This window comes from Microbacterium xanthum (genome assembly GCF_034531355.1).
GTDB lineage: Bacteria > Actinomycetota > Actinomycetes > Actinomycetales > Microbacteriaceae > Microbacterium > Microbacterium xanthum.
This window is the reverse complement of record NZ_JAWHUE010000003.1, coordinates 72,263-91,286: the sequence shown is the minus strand read 5'-3', so window position 1 is coordinate 91,286 and position 19,024 is coordinate 72,263. Positions and strand designations below refer to the sequence as shown.

General features: G+C 69.3%; 14 protein-coding genes. 9 read left to right on the top strand and 5 right to left on the bottom strand.

Annotation, left to right across the window (positions count from 1 at the left end; translation table 11 throughout):
• Positions 1–33 precede the first annotated feature (33 nt).
• From RZO50_RS10435 to RZO50_RS10425, 3 genes are read left to right on the top strand one after another with little or no spacing between them, the layout of a single operon-like run.
• Positions 34–765 (top strand): aggregation-promoting factor C-terminal-like domain-containing protein, encoded by a 732-nt coding sequence (locus RZO50_RS10435; RefSeq protein ID WP_322599670.1) that lies wholly within the window; start codon positions 34–36, stop codon positions 763–765.
• A gap of 3 nt (positions 766–768) precedes the next feature.
• A complete protein-coding gene (locus RZO50_RS10430; RefSeq protein ID WP_322599669.1) occupies positions 769–1,056 on the top strand; it encodes a hypothetical protein in 288 nt (95 codons plus the stop codon).
• Positions 1,056–1,784, top strand: a complete 729-nt coding sequence (locus RZO50_RS10425) for an alpha/beta hydrolase (RefSeq protein WP_322599668.1) — start codon at positions 1,056–1,058, stop codon at positions 1,782–1,784. The genes RZO50_RS10430 and RZO50_RS10425 overlap by 1 nt, the downstream gene beginning before the upstream one ends.
• A 1-nt stretch (position 1,785) precedes the next feature.
• On the opposite strand, the gene RZO50_RS10420 is transcribed toward RZO50_RS10425, so the two are convergent.
• Entirely contained in the window at positions 1,786–2,847 is a 1,062-nt protein-coding gene (locus RZO50_RS10420; protein ID WP_322599667.1) for an AI-2E family transporter, read from the bottom strand.
• Positions 2,848–3,020: 173 nt separating this feature from the next.
• Here RZO50_RS10420 and RZO50_RS10415 point away from each other — a divergent pair, with 173 nt between their 5' ends.
• Positions 3,021–4,850, top strand: a complete 1,830-nt coding sequence (locus RZO50_RS10415; RefSeq protein WP_322600022.1) for a glycosyl transferase — start codon at positions 3,021–3,023, stop codon at positions 4,848–4,850.
• An 11-nt stretch (positions 4,851–4,861) separates the two neighbouring features.
• On the top strand, positions 4,862–5,776 hold the full coding sequence (locus tag RZO50_RS10410) for a tetratricopeptide repeat protein (RefSeq protein WP_416211599.1): 915 nt from the start codon (positions 4,862–4,864) through the stop codon (positions 5,774–5,776).
• 59 nt (positions 5,777–5,835) lie between these two features.
• On the opposite strand, the gene glgB is transcribed toward RZO50_RS10410, so the two are convergent.
• The 3 genes from glgB to glgX are packed head-to-tail and all read right to left on the bottom strand — an operon-like array spanning position 5,836 to position 12,230.
• On the bottom strand, positions 5,836–8,016 hold the full coding sequence (glgB, locus tag RZO50_RS10405; protein ID WP_322599665.1) for a 1,4-alpha-glucan branching protein GlgB: 2,181 nt from the start codon (positions 8,014–8,016) through the stop codon (positions 5,836–5,838).
• Positions 8,016–10,091: an alpha-1,4-glucan--maltose-1-phosphate maltosyltransferase gene (locus RZO50_RS10400; protein ID WP_416211592.1), complete on the bottom strand. Its 2,076-nt coding sequence runs from the start codon at positions 10,089–10,091 to the stop codon at positions 8,016–8,018. The genes glgB and RZO50_RS10400 overlap by 1 nt, the downstream gene beginning before the upstream one ends.
• Before the next feature lie 39 nt (positions 10,092–10,130).
• Positions 10,131–12,230 (bottom strand): glycogen debranching protein GlgX, encoded by a 2,100-nt coding sequence (gene glgX / locus RZO50_RS10395; RefSeq protein ID WP_322599664.1) that lies wholly within the window; start codon positions 12,228–12,230, stop codon positions 10,131–10,133.
• 63 nt (positions 12,231–12,293) lie between these two features.
• Here glgX and RZO50_RS10390 point away from each other — a divergent pair, with 63 nt between their 5' ends.
• The 3 genes from RZO50_RS10390 to ligA all read left to right on the top strand — a co-directional run bounded on the left by RZO50_RS10390 (position 12,294) and on the right by ligA (position 16,942).
• Positions 12,294–13,457 carry a cysteine desulfurase family protein gene (locus tag RZO50_RS10390; RefSeq protein WP_322599663.1) on the top strand — a complete coding sequence of 388 codons (1,164 nt, stop codon included), beginning with the start codon at positions 12,294–12,296 and terminating at the stop codon, positions 13,455–13,457.
• A gap of 45 nt (positions 13,458–13,502) precedes the next feature.
• The gene (gene mnmA / locus RZO50_RS10385) at positions 13,503–14,600 is read left to right on the top strand and encodes a tRNA 2-thiouridine(34) synthase MnmA (RefSeq protein ID WP_322599662.1); all 1,098 of its coding nucleotides are present in this window, start codon (positions 13,503–13,505) and stop codon (positions 14,598–14,600) included.
• Between the two features lie 83 nt (positions 14,601–14,683).
• Positions 14,684–16,942: an NAD-dependent DNA ligase LigA gene (gene ligA, locus RZO50_RS10380; protein WP_322599661.1), complete on the top strand. Its 2,259-nt coding sequence runs from the start codon at positions 14,684–14,686 to the stop codon at positions 16,940–16,942.
• Positions 16,943–16,952: 10 nt separating this feature from the next.
• Here ligA and RZO50_RS10375 read toward each other — a convergent pair whose 3' ends face one another.
• Positions 16,953–18,650 carry a long-chain-fatty-acid--CoA ligase gene (locus tag RZO50_RS10375; protein WP_322599660.1) on the bottom strand — a complete coding sequence of 566 codons (1,698 nt, stop codon included), beginning with the start codon at positions 18,648–18,650 and terminating at the stop codon, positions 16,953–16,955.
• A 63-nt stretch (positions 18,651–18,713) separates the two neighbouring features.
• Between RZO50_RS10375 and gatC the strand changes: the two genes are divergently transcribed.
• Entirely contained in the window at positions 18,714–19,013 is a 300-nt protein-coding gene (gene gatC / locus RZO50_RS10370) for an Asp-tRNA(Asn)/Glu-tRNA(Gln) amidotransferase subunit GatC (protein WP_322599659.1), read from the top strand.
• Positions 19,014–19,024 lie beyond the last annotated feature (11 nt).

The following is a 19,024-nucleotide window of genomic DNA, read 5'->3' as shown; positions in this document are numbered from 1 at the left end:
ACCACCGGGCCGCGTCGCTAGAATCGGGTCATTGTGACTGAGGGAAGCGACCTGACGCCGACGCGACGTTCGCGACGTGACGTCGTGCCCGCATCCGCGTCCCGCGCACCCTCAGCCGTTCCGACTCCGCGATGGTCGCGCCGTCGCGGTGTCCTGGCGGTCTTCGCCACCGTCGCGGCCTTCGGGTTCGTCGTGGCATATGCCGGGCCCACCGGTCTTGCGGTGAGCGAAGCCGGTGCTGAGGCCGCGCAGCCGGTGACGCTGTACGCGAGCACCCTCGGTGACGTGCAGACGCTCGTGACGGCGGCCGACGACGATGAGGTCCCGACCTTCGACCGCGGGAACTACGAGGTCTACGTCACACCCACGCCCACCCCGACGCCCGAACCGGTGGCGGCCGCCAACACCGAGTCGTCCGGTTCGTCCGCAGGAGGCTGGGCGCCGCCGTTCGTCACCCCGGATCCTGGCTCGGCGCAGGCGATCGCGTACGACATGGTCGCCGCCCGCGGGTGGGGCGACGGCGAGTTCTCGTGTCTGGTGGCGCTGTGGAACAAGGAGTCCGGCTGGCGGGTGAACGCCTACAACGCCTCGAGCGGCGCGTACGGCATCCCCCAGTCCCTCCCCGGCAACAAGATGGCCAGTGCCGGCGCCGACTGGGAGACCAACCCCGCGACGCAGATCGCCTGGGGCCTCGGATACATCGGCGGGCGCTACGGCGCGCCGTGCGGTGCATGGGGGCACTCCCAGGCCGTCGGCTGGTACTGACCGATGCCGCGGTCCAACCGTCGGCGCCGGGACTCCACGGCGGGCGACGCATCGTTCGAGCGGCTTCTGGCCGGATGGAAGCGGACGGAGGTGCGCCGCGGGTCCGCATGGACGGTGCAGCCCGTCTCGGGTGCGCAGTCTGTCAAGGAGTACACCTGTCCCGGATGCGGGCGGACGATCGCAGCCGGGACGGCGCATGTGGTCGCATGGCGCGCCGACGGGGTCCTCGGCGACCGCGCCGATCTGGAGGCGCGACGACACTGGCACAACGCCTGCTGGAGGATCAGCTGATGGAGATTCGCGGACCGCTCATGCTTCCCGCCCGTCGCGAGGAAATCGAGTTGGAGACGCTCGATGGGCTCACGCTCGTCGGGGAGCTCGCCCTTCCCGTCGACCGTGTGCCGCGGGCGACGCTGGTGACCCTGCATCCGCTGCCGACGGCCGGCGGATTCATGGATTCGCACATCTTCCGGAAGGCGGCAGCGCGCTTGCCTGCCCTGGCCGACCTCGCCGTCTTGAGGTTCAACACGAGGGGGACCTCGTCTCCGCGCGGCACGAGCGAGGGACAGTTCGACGGCGGTCGTGCCGAAGCGTTCGATGTCGCGGCGGCGATGGATTTCGTCCGCGAACGAGGTCTGCCGGCACCGTGGATGGTGGGGTGGTCGTTCGGGACAGAGCTGACCCTGAAGTACGGGCGTGACCACGCGGCCGAGGGATACATCCTGCTCTCGCCCCCGCTGCATCGGGCGACCGAAGAGGAGGTCGCCGCGTGGGCGGGAGAGGCGCGACCGCTCGTGATCCTGGTGCCCGAGTTCGATGACTTCCTGCGGCCAGAGGAAGCCATGCAGCGTTTCTCGTCGGTTCCGCAGGCGAACCTCATCGCGGTCGACGGGGCGAAGCACCTGTGGGTGGGGGAGTCGCAGACGCGTCGCGTGCTGACCGAGATCGTCGCCGCCGTGAATCCCGATGCCCTTCCGCTTCCGATCGAGTGGAGCGGCGCCGCGTCGGAGCGCGGCTGAATCAGCGCTCGTTCTGCCGCGGGATCAGGACCTGCCGGTAGAGGATGAGGATGCTCGCGGCGACCGGGATCGCCACGAGCGCGCCCAGCAGGCCGAGCAACGATCCCCCCGCCAGTGCGGCGATGACGATGACGGCGCCCGGGACCGACACGGCACGGCCCATGATGCGCGGCGCGATCACGTACGCCTCGAGCTGCATGTAGATCAGGTAGTACACCGCGGCGATGACGGCGGTGGTGGGACTGCCGAGCCCCGGGATGAGACACAGCAGGACGATGATCGTCGAGCCGGTGAGAGTACCCACGAGCGGGATGATGGAGAACAGGAAGGCCACCACTGCCAGCACCGCCGGGAACGGGGCGCCGATGATCGAGAGGAAGACGGCACTGAGCACGCCGTTGAGCACGCCGAGGGAGAGCTGGCCGATCACGTAGTAGCCGACCGAGTCGGTGATCTGCTCTGCGAGGTCGATGAATCGTGCGCGCTTCGATGCGGGCACCAGCTGGTACACGGCGCGTTTGAGGCTCGGGGTCGAGGCTGTGAAGTAGATCGTGAGGATCAGCACGATGAAGGCGCCGGTGAGGCCGGCCAGCACCGCCCCGCTGAAGGCGAGAACGCTCTGGCCGATCGACCCGCCGATCTCGGCGACGTTCGTGTTGAGCCACTCCTCGGCGAACCCGAAGACCACGTCGACGTCGAGGGTGGGGAAGGTCGTCTGAAGCCACGAGCGAAGGTCGTCGAAGAAGGTGCCGCGTTCCACCAGACGCGTGACGGCCGCGACCAGTTGGGAGATCTGCGACACGATGAGCGGCACGATCACCAGCACGATCCCGGCGAACAGAGCCAGCACGCCGAGGATCGTCATCAGGACGGCCGACCACCGCGGCAGGCGGCGCCGTTCGAGGAAGGAGATCACCGGGTCGAGCCCGAGCGAGAGGAACAGCGCCGTTCCGACGTACAGAAGAATCGTCGACAGGGTCTGGATGCTGCCGATGAGCACCAGGCCGAGGCCGACACCGAGCGTCGCCAGGAACGCGACCCGGAACGGGTTATGGATCTTCACGCGGTCTCCTGCCTCGGCCGTGGCCCTGTGGAGTCAGGATACGCATCGTCGCCGCCGAGTCGGCGCATCGACGCTGTTCGGTGGCCTTTCAGGTCTCCTCCGCTAGTCTGGAACGTCGATTGACGTCTGCGCACGCACCCGAGCGGACGTGGAGAGGTGTTCCCTTGCGATTCGTGTGGGCCGTTGTGGCGTTCGTCCTCGCCGCGGTGATGATCGGCGCGGGGATCGCGCAACGCACCGTCTTCCAGGGGCCGGATGCACAGACCGCGCAATTCGACGTCGAGGAGGGGGTGCCGTACGTCCTCATCGACGGCGGTGCGATGACGGCACTCCCGGGGCCGCAGACCCTCCGGGTCCAAGGAGAGGGCGAGCTCTTCGCGGCCTACGGCCGGACCGCCGACCTCGAAGCCTGGCTGGCCGACGCCGAGTACGCCCACGTGACCGCCGACGACGCGGGGGAGATCGCCACCGCATCCGTCGAGCCCGCTGTGCCCGAGTCCACCTCGAGCCCCGAGGCCGCGGAAGGTGAAGAGACCGCCGACGAGGAGGACACGTCCGGCGAGGCGGCGCCCGGCCGCGATCCGGTGGGCTCCGACCTCTGGTTGGATGAGTTCCAGCAGGAGGACCTCCTCATCGCGCCGTTGCAACTGCCCGCCGAGATGAGCGTGCTCGTCGCCACCGACGGAACCGATGCGGCCCCCACCGATCTCAGCGTGTCGTGGCCCATCGAGAACGGCACCCCGTGGGCGGGTCCGCTCATCGTCGGCGGCGCCGTCCTGATGGCCGTCGGACTGCTCCTGTATGGGCTCGGCATCCGCCACGTCCGCCGCTCCCGCGGCCCCCGGCGAAAAGGACTCCCGCTCCCGGCCACCGAACCGATCGATGTCCGCGTCGACGACCCCGACAAGGGCGTCATCAGCGCCACCCCTGCCCGCCGCGCTCTGGGGAAGGGCAGGAAGAGCATGGTCGCGCTTCCCGTCGTGGCCGTGACCGCACTGGCCCTCGGCGGCTGTTCCGCAGATGCATGGCCGGACTTCGGCCCCACCCCGACGCCCTCGCCGACCGCCTCGGTGATCGTTCCCGAAGGTCAGCAGGCGCCGGCGGTCACCCGACCGCAGGCCGAGCGCATCCTCGAACGCGTCGCCGCGACCGTGGCGGAGGCCGATGAGGCCCACGACCCGGACCTCGCCGCCACCCGGCTCTCCGGCGCACCGCTGGCCGAACGGGAGACGCTGTACACCCTCCAGGACGCGATCGATGACCGGGAGGGGCTGCCGGCGATTCCGACGACGCCGCTCGAGGTCGTCCTCCCGCAGGCCACCGACGGGTGGCCCCGCACCTTCCTCGCCGTGGTCAACGACCCGGAGGGCACCGCGGCGACGACGATGTTCCTCCGTCAGCAGGACCCATGGTCGGATTACACGCTCGAGTACTACTCGTACCTCGAAGCCGACACGACTCTTCCCGACCTCGCGCCGGTCTACGTGGGGGCGACCCAGGTGCAGCCCGATTCGCCGTTCCTCATCCTCGAACCGCAGGAGCTGTCCGCCGCTTACGCCGACATCATCAACAACGGTGAGGACAGCGAGTACGCGTCGCTGTTCGAACTGGATGAGGACCAGTTCCGCATCGGGGTCGCCGCCGACCGGCAGAAACGCCTCGACGAATTCAACGAGACAGCGGAATCCACCGGTGAGCTGACGTTCTCGACCGAGCCTGGCGCGGAAGAACCCGCCGCTTTGGCCACCCTCGAGAGCGGCGCGATCGTCGCGGTGACGATCGAAGAGATCGACACCGTCAGGGCGACCGACGAGGACGCCGTCATCAAACTCGACAACAACCCCACGGTGCAGACGCTGACCGGCGTCGACGAATCCTCCGAGGGATTCAGTACCGTGTATGTCGACCAGCTGTTCTTCTACGTCCCCGGCCAGGGGTCGAGCGAGAAGATCAGACTCCTCGGATACGTTTCGAACATCCTCGACGCAAAGGTGATTGAGTGAGCGATGCCTCCATGGCGGCCGCGATGCGCGGTGCCGTCGACCTGTCTTCCCTCCGGAACCGCCCCGACCCGGCGGCGCCCCCCGCCTCCGGCGGCGGAGCCACGTCCGCACTCGTGCGCGACGTCACAGACGCGACCTTCGCGGAGGTGCTCGAGCTGTCGCGCACCGTCCCGGTGGTCGTCGACCTGTGGGCCGAGTGGTGCGAACCGTGCAAGCAGCTCAGCCCGATCCTGGAGAAGGTGACGGTCGAGCTCGGCGGACGTGTCGTGCTGGCGAAGGTCGACGTCGACGCGAACCCGCAGCTCGCGCAGGGGTTCCGCGCGCAGTCGATCCCGATGGTGGTGGCCCTCCTGGCCGGACAGCCCGTGCCGCTGTTCCAGGGTGCGGTACCCGAGCAACAGGTTCGGGAGGTGTTCGGCCAGCTTCTTCAGGCTGCGGCACAGAACGGCGTGACCGGAACGGTCACGCCCGATGATGCGGCCACCGACGACGACTCCACCGAAGAGCCACCGCTGCCGCCCGCTCACGCCGAGGCATACGCCGCGATCGAAGCAGGCGACTACGCGCGGGCGGCTCGGGCCTACGAGTCCGCGATCAGCGAGAACCCCGGTGACGCCGATGCGAAAGCCGGATTGGCTCAGGTGAATCTGCTCACCCGCGTCCAGGGCGCTGACCTGCACGCCGCGCGCGCGGCCGCGGCCGAGTCCCCGACGGACGTCGACGCGCAACTGCTGGTGGCGGATCTGGATGTCGCGGGCGGCCACATCGAGGACGCGTTCGCGCGGCTGCTGGAACTGTTCGGCGCACTGTACGGCGATGACCGAACGCCCGTGCGAGCCCGCCTGCTCGAGCTGTTCCAGGTCGTCGGCGACGCCGATCCGCGGGTCGTCCGAGCGCGGGCGAAGTTGGCCTCGCTGATGTTCTGACGACGAATCCTCCGAGGACGAGGCGCCGCCCCGGCCGTTGCGGCCGGGGCGGACGCGTCTCAGTCCCGGGTGGGTGAGGGGATGTGCGCGTCGGGTTCGTGGCGCAGCCACAGAACGCCTAGTGGCGGGAGCACCATCGAGGCGCGACCGGCTTCATCTGCGTGAACCACCCCCATGTTCCCGACGCCTGATCCGCCGTACTCCTGCGCATCCGAGTTGAGGATCTCGCGCCATACCCCGGCCGCCGGAAGGTCGAGTTCGTGCGGCCGGACCGGCACTCCGGAGAAGTTGCACACCACGGCGACGGTGTTCCCGTGGTGGTCGCGGCGCGCGAACGCGATGACGTTCGGGTTCCAGACCGGCCCCCCGATGCGTGAGAACGCAGCACCGTCGCTGTCGCGGGACCAGAGCGCCGACTGGTCGCGGTAGACGCCGTTGAGCGTGGCGACGAAAGCGGCGAGCTGCGCATGACTGGGCTGATCGAGCATCCACCAATCGAGGCTGCGGCCCTCGGACCACTCGGACATCTGCCCGAACTCCTGACCCATGAACAGCAGCTGCTTGCCGGGATGACCCCACATGAAGGCGAGGAAGGCGCGCATGTTGGCGAGCTTCTGCCAGTGATCGCCGGGCATCCGCCCGAACAGGCTCCCCTTGCCGTGGACCACCTCGTCGTGGCTGATCGGCAGGATGAAGTTCTCGCTGAACGCGTACACGAAGGAGAACGACAGCTCTCCCTCGTGGTGGCTGCGATACATCGGATCGCGGGCGATGTACTGCAGCGAGTCGTTCATCCACCCCATGTTCCACTTGAACCCGAACCCGAGCCCGGCGTGATCGGTCGGCGCGGTGACGCCGGGGAAGCTCGTCGACTCCTCGGCGATGATCGAGATTCCGGGGTAACGCCGGTACGCGGTAGCGTTGACCTCCTGGAGGAAGCGGATGGCCTCGAGGTTCTCGCGGCCGCCGTGGACGTTGGGCTCCCACTCGCCCGCTTCGCGGGAGTAGTCGAGGTAGAGCATCGATGCCACGGCGTCGACCCGCAGACCGTCGACATGGAACTCCTGCAACCAGTACAGCGCGTTGGCCACGAGGAAGTTGCGCACCTCGTTGCGGCCGTAGTCGAAGATGAGGGTGCCCCAGTCCTTGTGCTCACCTCGACGCGGATCCGCATGCTCGTAGAGGGCTTCTCCGTCGAACCGTGCCAGTGCCCACTCGTCCTTCGGGAAATGACCCGGTACCCAGTCCATGATCACGCCGATGCCGGCCTGGTGCAGTCGATCGATGAGGTAGCGCAGATCGTCGGGATGCCCGAACCTGCTCGTGGGGGAGTAGTAGCCGGTGACCTGGTATCCCCACGATCCGCCGAACGGGTGTTCCGCCAGCGGCAGGAACTCGACATGGGTGAAGCCGTGCGCCGAGACGTAGTCGACCAGCGGGTCTGCGGCGTCGCGGTAGGACAGGCCGGGCCGCCAGGAGCCGAGGTGCAGCTCGTAGATCGACAGGGGGCGGGAGAGCGCAGGGGTCTCGGCTCGTTCGGCCATCCACGCGTCGTCCTGCCACTCGTAGGTACTGTCCACGACAACGGACGCCGTCGCGGGCGGGACCTCCGCCCAGCGCGCCATCGGGTCGGCCTTCTCGACCCATGCGCCGCTCTTGGTGCGCAGGGCGAACTTGTACGTCACCCCGGCATCGATGCCCGGCACGAACAGTTCCCACACGCCGCTGGAACCCATCGACCGCATCGCGTGGGCGGAACCGTCCCAACCGTTGAAATCGCCGATGACCCGCACCGACTGGGCATTGGGCGCCCACACCGTGAAGGCGACACCCGCACTGCCGCCGGTCTCGCGCGGGTGCGCACCGAGGGCGAGCCAGAGCTGTTCGTGCCGGCCTTCTCCGATCAGGTGGAGGTCCAGCTCGCCGATCGTCGGCGGGTGGCGATACGGGTCGTCGGTGCGCCAATCCGGCGCGTCCTCGTAGGTCGCCACGATCTCGTACGCGCCGGCGCGTCCGCCGCGGGTGCCCTCCCAGATGCCCGAGCGGACGTGTTCGAGCGGCACGCGCGTGCCGTCGTCGAACACCGCGGTGACGCTGCGCGCGAGGGGTCGTCTGGCCCGCACCGTCCAGGTGGCGCCGCCCTCGTCGTCGGCAGACGCGTGCAAGCCCAGCACGGAGTGCGGGTCGTGGTGACTGCCGGTCGCGACGGCGTCGAGCAGGGAGTCGTCCAGAAGTGGCATCACGCCTCCTTCACGTGCAGGATGTGCACCGGTTCGGTGAACGCATCCAGCCGCACGTAGTTGTGGTCGGTCCAGGTCCACCGTGCACCGCTGACGAGGTCTTCGACGTCGAACTCGGCGCCGGGGTCGACGCCCCAGATCCGGGTGTCGAGGTGCACGGTCGTCTCGCGCACCGAGTGCGGATCGACGTTGACGACGACGATGATCGTGTCGGCCACCCCGCTGGGACTGACGGCGGCATCGAGATGCTTGGAGTACACGAGCACGGCGTCGTCATCGCTCCAGTGCGTGGAGAAGTTCCGCAGCTGACGCAGCGCGGGGTGTGCGCGGCGGATCTCGTTCAAGCGCGTGAGGAACGGCGCCAGGGAGTCGCCGCTGTCGATCGCACCCTGCCAGTCGCGGATCTTGTACTCGTACTTCTCGTTGTCGATGTTCTCTTCGGAACCGGGTCGAGCGACATTCTCGTAGTGCTCATAGCCGGCGTACACGCCGTACACCGGTGCCGCCGTCGCCGCGATCGCGGCCCGGATGGCGTAGGCCGGACGCCCCCCGAACTGGAGGTACTCGGTGAGGATGTCCGGGGTGTTCACGAAGAGGTTCGGCCGCAGGAAGTCGGCCGTCTCGTGAGCGAGCCCGTCGAGGAACTCCTCAAGCTCGGCCTTCTCGTTGCGCCAGGTGAAGTAGGTGTAGCTCTGCTGGAAGCCGGCTTTGGCCAGGCCCTGCAGAGGAGCGGGCCGGGTGAACGCCTCGGCGAGGAAGACCACGTCGGGGTCCTCGGCATTCACCGTCGCGATGAGCCACTCCCAGAACTGGAGCGGTTTGGTGTGGGGGTTGTCGACGCGGAAGATGCGCACGCCTTGGGCGATCCAGTGCCGGACGATGCGCAGCACTTCGGCGCGGATCCCGACGGGATCGTTGTCGAAGTTGATCGGATAGATGTCCTGGTACTTCTTCGGGGGGTTCTCGGCGTAGGCGATCGACCCGTCGGGGAGCGTCGTGAACCACTCCGGATGCTCGGCGACCCACGGGTGGTCGGGGGACGCCTGCAAGGCGAGGTCGAGGGCGATCTCGATGCCTTCATCCCGCGCGGCCGAGACGAACGAACGGAAGTCGGCGAGGGTGCCGAGATCCGGATGAATCGCGTCGTGTCCCCCCTCGGCGGACCCGATGGCCCACGGGGACCCGGGGTCGACCGCTCCGGCGTCGAGGGTGTTGTTCGGCCCCTTGCGATTGGTGCGCCCGATGGGATGGATGGGCGGGAGGTAGAGCACGTCGAAACCCATGGCCGCGACGGCCGGGAGGCGTTCGGCGGCGGTGGTGAAGGTGCCGCTGCGGATCGACCCGTCCGGGAGTCTGGTGGCGCCTTCGGAACGCGGGAAGAACTCGTACCATGCGCCCACTCCGGCTCGCTCGCGCTCGACGAGCAGCCGGTGGGACTCGCCACGTGTCATCAGGGTGGTCAGCGGACGGCGCCAGAACATCGCGGCGATGTCTTCATCGATGACGATGGCGTGCGCGAGGGAGTCGTCCACGGTGTCGTCGCGCAGGCGTCGCGCGGCGGCGCTGAGGGTCTCGCGTTCCGCGTCCGGGCGCGTCCTCTCCGTCGCGGCCCGATCGAACAGACGCGCACCCATCTCGCGCATGAGCGCTGTGTCGACGCCGGCCACGATCTTCAGATCCGCGGCATGTCGCCAGGTGGCGAACTCGTCGGAGAACGCCTCGAATCGGTACCGCCACTGCCCCTGCTCCAGAAGCGCGACCTCCGCCGACCACCGGTCCATCCCGCCGTCGAGGAGGCGCAGCCGATGCAGCGACTTCTCGCCGGAGGGCGACGTCAGCCGAACCTGCACGCCGATCTTGTCGTGCCCCTCCCGAAAAGCGGTGATGGCGAACGGGACGACCTCACCGACGAACGCCGATGGCCGGAAGCCGCCCGGTACCGACGGCGACGGGGACGTGGTGGGGATGCGCCCGGTCGCGGTGTCCCGTCCGGGCTGGGAGTCCGCCGCAGGGCGGACCGAAATCGAGGCGGCGCTCCGCCAGGGCAGGGACTGTGCTGTGCGCGACTGGACCACGGTTCCGAACCTATCGTGACCGGGTCCCGGTCGACAGGCTCAGCCCGGGGGGTTGACACTCTCGACGCGGAACAGTTCCATGCCCGTACTCGGGAGGTCTATGCGATCGCCCGGGGCATGCTCGGTGACCTCCGTCAGAGGCCGTTCGTCGAGGCTCGACCACACTCGCACGAACCGGTCGGCAGCTTCGATCTCGGGCAGCGTGACCGACACGGCGTGCTCCGAACCGTGGACGATCAACAGGATGCGATTGCGTTCCTCGTTCTCCGGCGTCGAGGAGGCCACGTACTGCAGGGTTCGTTTGGTGGAGTCGTTCCAGCGCTCGTCCGACATCGTGCGCCCGGTCTCGTCGTACCACTCCATGATCGACGCGGACGGGACGTGCTCGCCGCGCCGGGCGTAGCGCACGGGACGCAGTGCCGGGTTCTCGTCGCGAAGCCGGATCAGTCGCGCGACGTGCGCCTTGAGGTCCGACTGCCACTCTGCGTGGTCCCACGACAACCATGTGAGGGGGGAGTCGTGGCAGTAGGCGTTGTTGTTGCCGCGCTGGCTGCGCCCGACTTCGTCTCCCGCGGTCAGCATCGGCACACCCGCGGACAGCAGGAGGGTGCCGAGGAGGTTGCGCATCGCTTTGCGGCGCGCCGCCAGGATGCCCTCGTCGGTGGTGTGCCCCTCTGCACCGTGGTTGAAGGATCGGTTGGTGTCGGCGCCGTCGCGGTTCTGCTCTCCGTTGGCGATGTTGTGCTTGACGTCGTATGAGACCAGATCGTGAAGGGTGAATCCGTCGTGCGCCGTCACGAAGTTCACACTCGCCAGTGGACCGCGTTCGGCGGTGAAGGTGTTCGCGGAGCCCGCCAGGCGCGTGGCGAAACCGCCGACCCCGACCGGCGTCACACCCGCGCGACGGGCGTAGTCGATGTCGCTCAGCCAGAAGTTCCTGACACGGTCGCGGTAGCGGTCGTTCCACTCGTGCCATCCGGGTCCGAAGTTGCCGGTCTGCCAGCCGCCCATGCCGACATCCCACGGTTCGGCGATCTTCTTCACGCCGGACAGCGCGGGGTCGGAGAGGATCGTCTGCAGCAACGGATGCTCGGGCGTGAACACGTGTCCCGCATCACGCCCGAGAGTCGCGGCCAGGTCGAAGCGGAATCCGTCGATCTGCACGTCTTCGGCCCAGTAGCGCAGCGAGTCCACGACCAGGCGTGCGGCGGCGTCGGTCGAGGTGTCCACCGCGTTCCCGCAGCCGGTGACATCGATGTAGGTCCCGTCGTCCTGCTGGCGGTAGTAGCCCCGATTGTCCAGTCCGCGAAGGCTCGTCCTCGGACCGCCGATGCCCTCCTCGCTGGTGTGGTTGTAGACCACGTCCAGGATCACTTCGATGCCGGCCTGGTGGAGGAGCTTGACCATGCCCTTCACCTCGCGGAGCACCGCATCCGCTCCTCTGCGGCGGTTCTCCTCGGTGGCGTAGGCAGCGTGCGGACTGAAGAAGTTGAGCGAGTTGTAGCCCCAGTAGTTGGCGAGGCCGTGCTGCAGCAGGCGGGGCTCGGTGGCGAAGGCGTGGATGGGCAGGAGCTGGACGGCGGTGACGCCCAGCTCCAGCAGGTGCTCGATCATCGCCGGATGGGCGAGGCCGGCGTAGGTTCCGTGCAGCGCGGGCGGCACGGCGGGGTGTCGCTTGGTGAGGCCCTTCACGTGACCCTCGTAGATGACCGTGCGATCCATGGGCGTGCCGGGTTTGCGGACCTCACCCCAGTCGAACCCTCGATCGACGACGACCGAGCGCCAGTCCTCGTAGCCGTCCCCGGTGGCGAGGCCGCGCGAGTAGGGCTCGATGAGCAGCGTGCCGCGGTTGAAGGTGTCGCCGGATCCTCGTGGACCGTCGGCCCGCACCGCATATCGTGCCCCGGGGCGCAGCAGCTCGCTCGTCACGCTCCAGACTCCGCCGCCGACCGACGTCAGCGGCACGTCGGCGACGCTCCAGTCCAGATCCGCGTCGTCGAAGACCACAAGCTCGACCGACTCGGCTCGACCGGACCACACCCGCAGGGTGCCGCCTCCGTCGTGAAGAGTCACGCCGAGGTCGTCGAGGGCGGGGGACAGCAGGCCGGGCACGGCTGCCGTGGGCCGGTCGGGGGACATGCGATCTAGAGTAGTGACGCCCCGACCCGCGCGATGCGCAGGCCGGCGAGAGGAGGAGCACGCATGGTCGTCTATCTCGATCACGCCGCGGGCACCCCCCTGCGACCGGAGGCTCGGGACGCGTGGCTGGCCGCACAGGCAGAGACGGGCAACGCCTCCGCCATCCATACCGCGGGACAACGTGCGCGTCGCCTCCTGGAGGAGGCGCGGGAACGCCTGGCCGCCGTCCTCGGGTGCGGCGCGATCGAGGTGGTGTTCACCTCCGGCGGCACCGAAGCGGTCAATCTCGCGGTGAAAGGCCTGTGGGAGGTCCGTGCGGACGGCACCGAGGACATCGTGCTGCCCGACGGCGAGCACCACGCGACACGGGACGCCGTCGCCTGGCTCGCGGGGTCTCGCGGTGCCGGCGTGCGGCCCGTGCCGCTCGACCCCCAGGGGCGTATCCGGCCGGGACGCTTCGCCGAGGTCCTGCCGGGGGCCGCGATCGCGACCGCCCTGGTGGCCAACAACGAGGTCGGGACTCGAAACGACGCCGGCGCACTGGCCCGCGCCGCGGCCACGGCGGGCGTCCCGCTGCATCTGGACGCGGTGTCCGCGTTCGGTCATCTCCCGGTCGATTTCGCCTCCTGGCGGGCGGATGCACGCGGTGCCACGGGTCTCGTCGCCCTCAGCGTCTCGGCGCACAAGGTCGGTGGCCCGGTGGGGGTAGGGGCGCTGGTGGTCTCCCGCCACGCCGAACCGTCCGCGCAGCTCCACGGCGGCGGCCAGCAACGCGCGTTGCGCGCCGGTACGCAGGACATCGCGGGGGCGTCGGCGTTCGCCGTCGCGGCAGAACTCGCCGTCGCGGAGCTCGCGGACGAGGCCGCGCGCCTCGCCGCTCTGCGCGAGCAGGCGTTGGCTGCGATCCGCCGGGAGATTCCGGACGTGGTGCCGTTGGGTGATCCCGTGGACCGCATCCCCGGCAATCTCCATCTGCACTTCCCGGGGGCCGGCGGCGAGGCGATGCTCTTCCTGCTGGACCAGCGCGGCGTCGCCGTCTCGACCGGATCGGCGTGCCAGGCCGGCGTCCCCGAACCGTCCCACGTGGTCCAGGCCCTGGGCTACGACGATCGCGCCGCCCGCCAGGTCCTGCGCGTGAGCTTCGGCCGCACTTCCACCGGAGCCGACGTCGAGGCGCTCGCCGCCGCCCTGCCCGATGTCGTCACGCGAGCGCGGGCGTCCCGCTGAGAACCCGCACGGATCGGGCCGAAGGCACCGACCTAGACTGGAAGCATGAAGATCCTTGCGGCGATGAGCGGTGGTGTCGACTCGGCGGTGGCGACGGCACGGGCGGTCGATGCCGGCCACGACGTCGTGGGGGTCCACCTCGCGCTGTCGCGCGCCGGTGGAACCCTTCGTGCCGGGAGCAGGGGATGCTGCACCATCGAAGACGCGATGGACGCACGTCGCGCAGCAGACTCCCTCGGGATCCCGTTCTACGTGTGGGACTTCTCCGAGCGGTTCCGCGACGATGTGATCGACGACTTCATCTCGGAGTATCGCGCCGGCCGCACGCCGAACCCCTGCATGCGGTGCAACGAGAAGATCAAGTTCGCCGCGCTCCTGGAGCGCGCTGTCGAACTCGGCTTCGACGCGGTGTGCACCGGCCACTACGCGACCCTGGTCGAGGGGGAGGGCGGTCTCGAACTCCATCGCGCATCGGACGCGGCGAAGGACCAGTCCTACGTCCTGGGCGTCCTCACCGCCGAGCAGCTCGCGCACACCTATTTCCCGCTCGGTGACACGCCGTCCAAGGAGCTCGTCCGAGCCGAAGCCGAACAGCGCGGACTGACCGTGGCCCGCAAGCCCGACAGCCACGACATCTGCTTCATCCCCGACGGAGACACCCGCGGGTGGCTCGCCGACAAGGTGGGCGCGGAGAGGGGCGAGATCCTGGACCGCTCCGGACAGGTGGTCGGCTCGCACGAGGGTGCCCATGCGTTCACCGTCGGTCAGCGGCGAGGGCTGCAGCTCGGGGTGCCGGCCGCCGACGGCAAGCCGCGGTTCGTCCTCGAGGTCCGCCCGGTGTCGAACACCGTCGTCGTCGGTCCGAAGGAGGCCCTTGCGTGCGCCCGCATCGCCGGTGCGCGGCACTCGTGGGCCGGAGCGGCTCCGACCGCGGCGGCCTTCGACTGCCACGTGCAGATCCGCGCCCACGCCGATCCGGTCGCGGCGCGCGCATGGGTCGAAGACGATCTCGTGACCGTCGAGCCCGTAACCCCGTTCGACGGCGTCGCGCCCGGCCAGACGGCCGTGCTCTACGACGGCACCCGCGTCCTCGGCCAGTTCACGATCGACCGGACCGAGTCGGCCGCCCCCGTCCCCGCGTGAATTCGCGCGTCGTTTCCGCGCGACCTCTGCCGGTGAGACGCGCCGACGGCGGCAGTGTCGCAGGGCCTCCTTAGACTGACGGGGTGGCTGATGGTGAACGGGCTGAGCTGACCCTCGAACAGGCGCGCGACGAAGTCCGCGATCTCACGGACCGCATCGGTGCCGCACGCGACGCCTACTACGGCGACGACGCCGAGATCGTCGACGACGCCACCTATGACGGCTGGATGGCGCGGCTGGACGAGCTCGAGCGCCTCCATCCGGAACTGCAGGGCCAGGACTCGCCCACGTTGACCGTCGGGGCGGCCGCCGGCACGTTGTTCTCCCCGGTCACCCACGCCGAGCGGATGCTCAGCCTCGACAATGTGTTCAGCGACGAGGAGTTCCTCGCCTGGGCGGCTCGCGTCGAACGGGACGCCGGCCGCGCGGTGCCGTTCCTGTGCGAGCTGAAGATCGACGGACTGGCACTTTCGCTTCGGTACGAGCACGGCACGCTCACCAGTGCGGCCACGCGCGGGGACGGCCGGGTCGGAGAGGATGTCACGGAGAACGTGCGGGGGATCGACGGCATCCCGAGCGTGCTCGAGGGGGAGGGGCATCCGCCCCTGGTCGAGGTCCGCGGCGAGGTCTTCTTCACCGTCACCGATTTCGAATCCCTCAACGCGTTCCAGCAGGAGCAGGGTGACCGACTGTTCGCCAATCCGCGCAACGCGGCGTCTGGATCGCTGCGCCAGAAGCGAGAGGGCAAGAACGAGCGACAACTGCAGGCGATGCACGAACGGCTGTCGCGGCTGCGGTTGACGGTGCACGGGATCGGCGCCTGGCCGAACCCGCCTGTCGCCTCGCAGAGCGAGGTCTACGGACTGCTGGCCTCCTGGGGGTTGCCCATCAGCCGATACTTCCAGGTTGTGCCGGATGCAGCCGGGGCCGACGACTTCATCCGGTACTACGGCGCGCACCGCCACGATGTCGAACACGAGATCGACGGGATCGTCATCAAGGTCGACGACCTCGCCCTCCACGACGAGCTGGGCGCGACCAGCCGGGCCCCGCGCTGGGCGATCGCGTACAAGTACCCGCCCGAGCAGGTGAACACCCGGCTCCTCGATATCGTCGTCTCGGTCGGGCGCACCGGCCGGGCCACTCCGTTCGCGGTGATGGAACCGGCGAAGGTCGCCGGCTCCGTCGTGCGCCAGGCGACGCTGCACAACAAGGACGTCGTGAAGGCGAAAGGCGTTCTGATCGGTGACACGATCGTGCTGCGGAAGGCGGGCGACGTCATCCCCGAGGTGCTCGGTCCGGTCGTGGAACTCCGCGACGGCGGCGAGCGCGAGTTCGTGATGCCCGACCGTTGTCCGGAGTGCGGGTCGACCCTGGCCCCGGCGAAGGAAGGCGACATCGATCTGCGCTGCCCCAACACGCGTTCGTGCCCGGCCCAGGTCCGCGGGCGCGTGGAGCACATCGGCTCGCGAGGCGCGCTCGACATCGAGGGTCTCGGTGAGGTCTCGGCCGCGGCACTCACCCAGCCGGTGCGTCCGGAGGCTCCGCCGCTGGTGACCGAAGCGGGCTTGTTCGAGCTCACCGCGCGTGACCTGTTCGGCATCGACGTGGTGGTCCGTGACGCGGAGACGGGTCTGCCGCGTCTGCTCGACGACGGCACGCCGGACACCCGGTCTCCCTTCCGCCGACAGCGCAAACGCACCGACCCGCCATTCGACGGGTCCGGCGATTTCGACGGCGATGCCGCCTTCGTCCTGTCCTCCGCGGCCACGTCGCTGCTGGCCAACCTGGAGCTGGCCAAGACCAGAGAGCTGTGGCGGTTCCTGGTCGCCCTCAACATCCGTCATGTCGGACCGGTCGCCGCGCGGGCGCTCGCGCAGTGGTTCGGGTCGGTCGACGCGATCCGTGCCGCAGACCGCGACGAGCTCGCGGCCGTGGACGGGGTCGGTGGCATCATCGCGGACTCGGTCCGGGCGTGGTTCGAGATCGATTGGCATCGGGAGATCGTCCAACGGTGGACCGCGGCTGGTGCGCAACTGGCGACACCCGGTCACCCGGGACCGGGATCGGCGGCCGCATCGGGCGGGGTCCTCGAGGGGGTCACCGTGGTCGCGACCGGCACGCTGGAGGGCTACACCCGCGAAGGTGCGCAGGAGGCGATCATCACCGCCGGCGGAAAAGCGGCGTCGAGCGTGTCGAAGAAGACTGATTTCGTCGCGGCAGGCCCGGGCGCCGGCTCCAAGCTCGCCAAGGCGGAACAGCTCGGCGTACGGGTGATCGACGCGGCCCAGTTCCACCTGCTCGTCACCGAGGGGCCCGCGGCGCTCGACGAATCCGCGTGAGCGGCGCGACTCAGGAGTCGACGGCGAGAAGACGCTCGCGCACCTCTCGGCGCAGGACCTTGCCGATCAGGGACGTCGGCAGCTCCTCGACGACCACGACCCGTCGGGGCACCTTGTAAGGCGTGAGTTCCTCGCGCGCGAATGCCCGGACCGCCTCGGGATCGATGTCACGGCCCTCTGCGGCGACGACGGCCGCGACCACCTGCTCGCCGGATCGGTCGTCGGGAAGACCCACGACGGCGGCGTCCGCGACGTCCGGATGTCTGCGCAGGGCGTTCTCGACCTCGCTCGGGGAGACGTTGAACCCACCGGTGATGACGAGCTCCTTGATGCGGTCGACGATGCGGACGAAACCCGCCTCATCGATCTGCACGATGTCCCCGGTGCGGAACCAGTCGCCTTCGAACACCGCCGCCGTCTCGTCCGGTCTGCGGTAGTAGCCCCCGAAGATCTGCGGGCCCCGAACGAGGAGTTCGCCGGCGTCACCGGCCGGCACGTCCTTCGACGGGTCCTCGGGGTCCACGACCCGGCATTCGGTCCCCGGGAGCGGCAGGCCCACCGTACCGGGCACACGGTGCGAGGCCACGGGGTTCGCCATGAGGACCGGAGAGCACTCGGACAGTCCATAGCCCTCGACGAGGTATCCCCCCGTGGCCTCTTCGAACGGCACGACGAGCTCATGGGGGAGGGCCATCGCGCCGGAGATGGCGATCCCGGTACCGGCCAGCGAGACGTTCTTGTCATCCGCCGCGATCAGCAGTCGCCGCGCGATCGGCGGAACGAGCGGCAGAAAGGTCGCGGGCCGCTTCTTCGTCACGGCCAGCACCATGTCCGGATCGAAACGAGGGAAGAGCACCAGCCGGGCGGCCATCGACATCGCGAACGTCAGGCACAGCGTCAGCCCGTAGGCGTGGAACATCGGCAGCACCGCATAGACCACACAGCCGTCACCGCGGGTGATGGTCGGCACCCACGCGCGGGACTGTGCCGCGTTGGCCAGGAGATTCCGGTGGGTCAGGCAGGCGCCCTTCGGCGACCCCGTCGTGCCGCTGGTGTACTGGATGAGGGCGAGATCGTCGGTGCCCGGCATCGGATGCGACGCAGGGAGCGGCGAGGCGCGCACCACGTCGGCCCACGGCGTGGCGCCGGTCGTGGTCTCGGTGAGCGCACGGCGGCCCTCGCGAGCCTTCCGTATCGGCAGACGGAGCGCCAGGCGCGTCCGCCAGGGCATGGCAGCCGGGAGATCCACCGAGATGAGGGTGTCCGGTATCGTCTCCGCGGGGAATCCCTGCACGGTCGACACCGCCTTCGACCACACGATCGCATGCCGTGCGCCGTGGTCTTCGAACTGGCGTTGCAGCTCGAACGGGGTGTACAGCGGGTTGTGCTCCACGATGACGGCACCCAGTCGCAGGACCGCGTAGAAGGCGACGATGTGCTGAGGGCAGTTGGGGAGGACGATCGCCACGGGGTCGCCGGCGGCGACGCCGCGCGCGGCCAGCCCCGCGGCGGCACGGGCGATCTGCTCCTCGAGTTCGCGGTACGTCGTGGTCCGGCCGAAGAACTCCAGAGCCGGCGCGTCCGGGTGGCTGCGGGCGGACTCGGCGACGATGTCCACGAGGGAGCCCGACACCTCCGGGAGGTCTGCCGGAACGCCCTCGGCGTAGCTGTGGATCCAGGGACGCGGCGGGTCGTAGGTCGCAGTCACGGCCCTCAGCCTAGACGGGTGGATGCCCCGGGGCGCGTCGGCAGACCCGCCTACAATGGTCTGGTGTCTGAAATCACCCCCGATCTCGTGCGCCATCTCGGTGTGCTCGCCAGGATCCAGCTCGCCGACGAGGAGGTCGAGCGCCTCACCGGCGAGCTCGACGTGATCGTCGACAACATCGCCAAGGTGTCCGAGGTGGCGACCCCCGAGGTCGCCGCGACGAGCCATCCGATCCCGATGCAGAACGTCTTCCGCGCGGACGAGGTGGGGCACACCCTCACCGTCGACGAGGCGCTGAAGAATGCCCCCGACGCCACAGACGATCGCTTCCGCGTGACGGCGATCCTCGGCGAAGAGCAGTGAGGAGCCGCGCC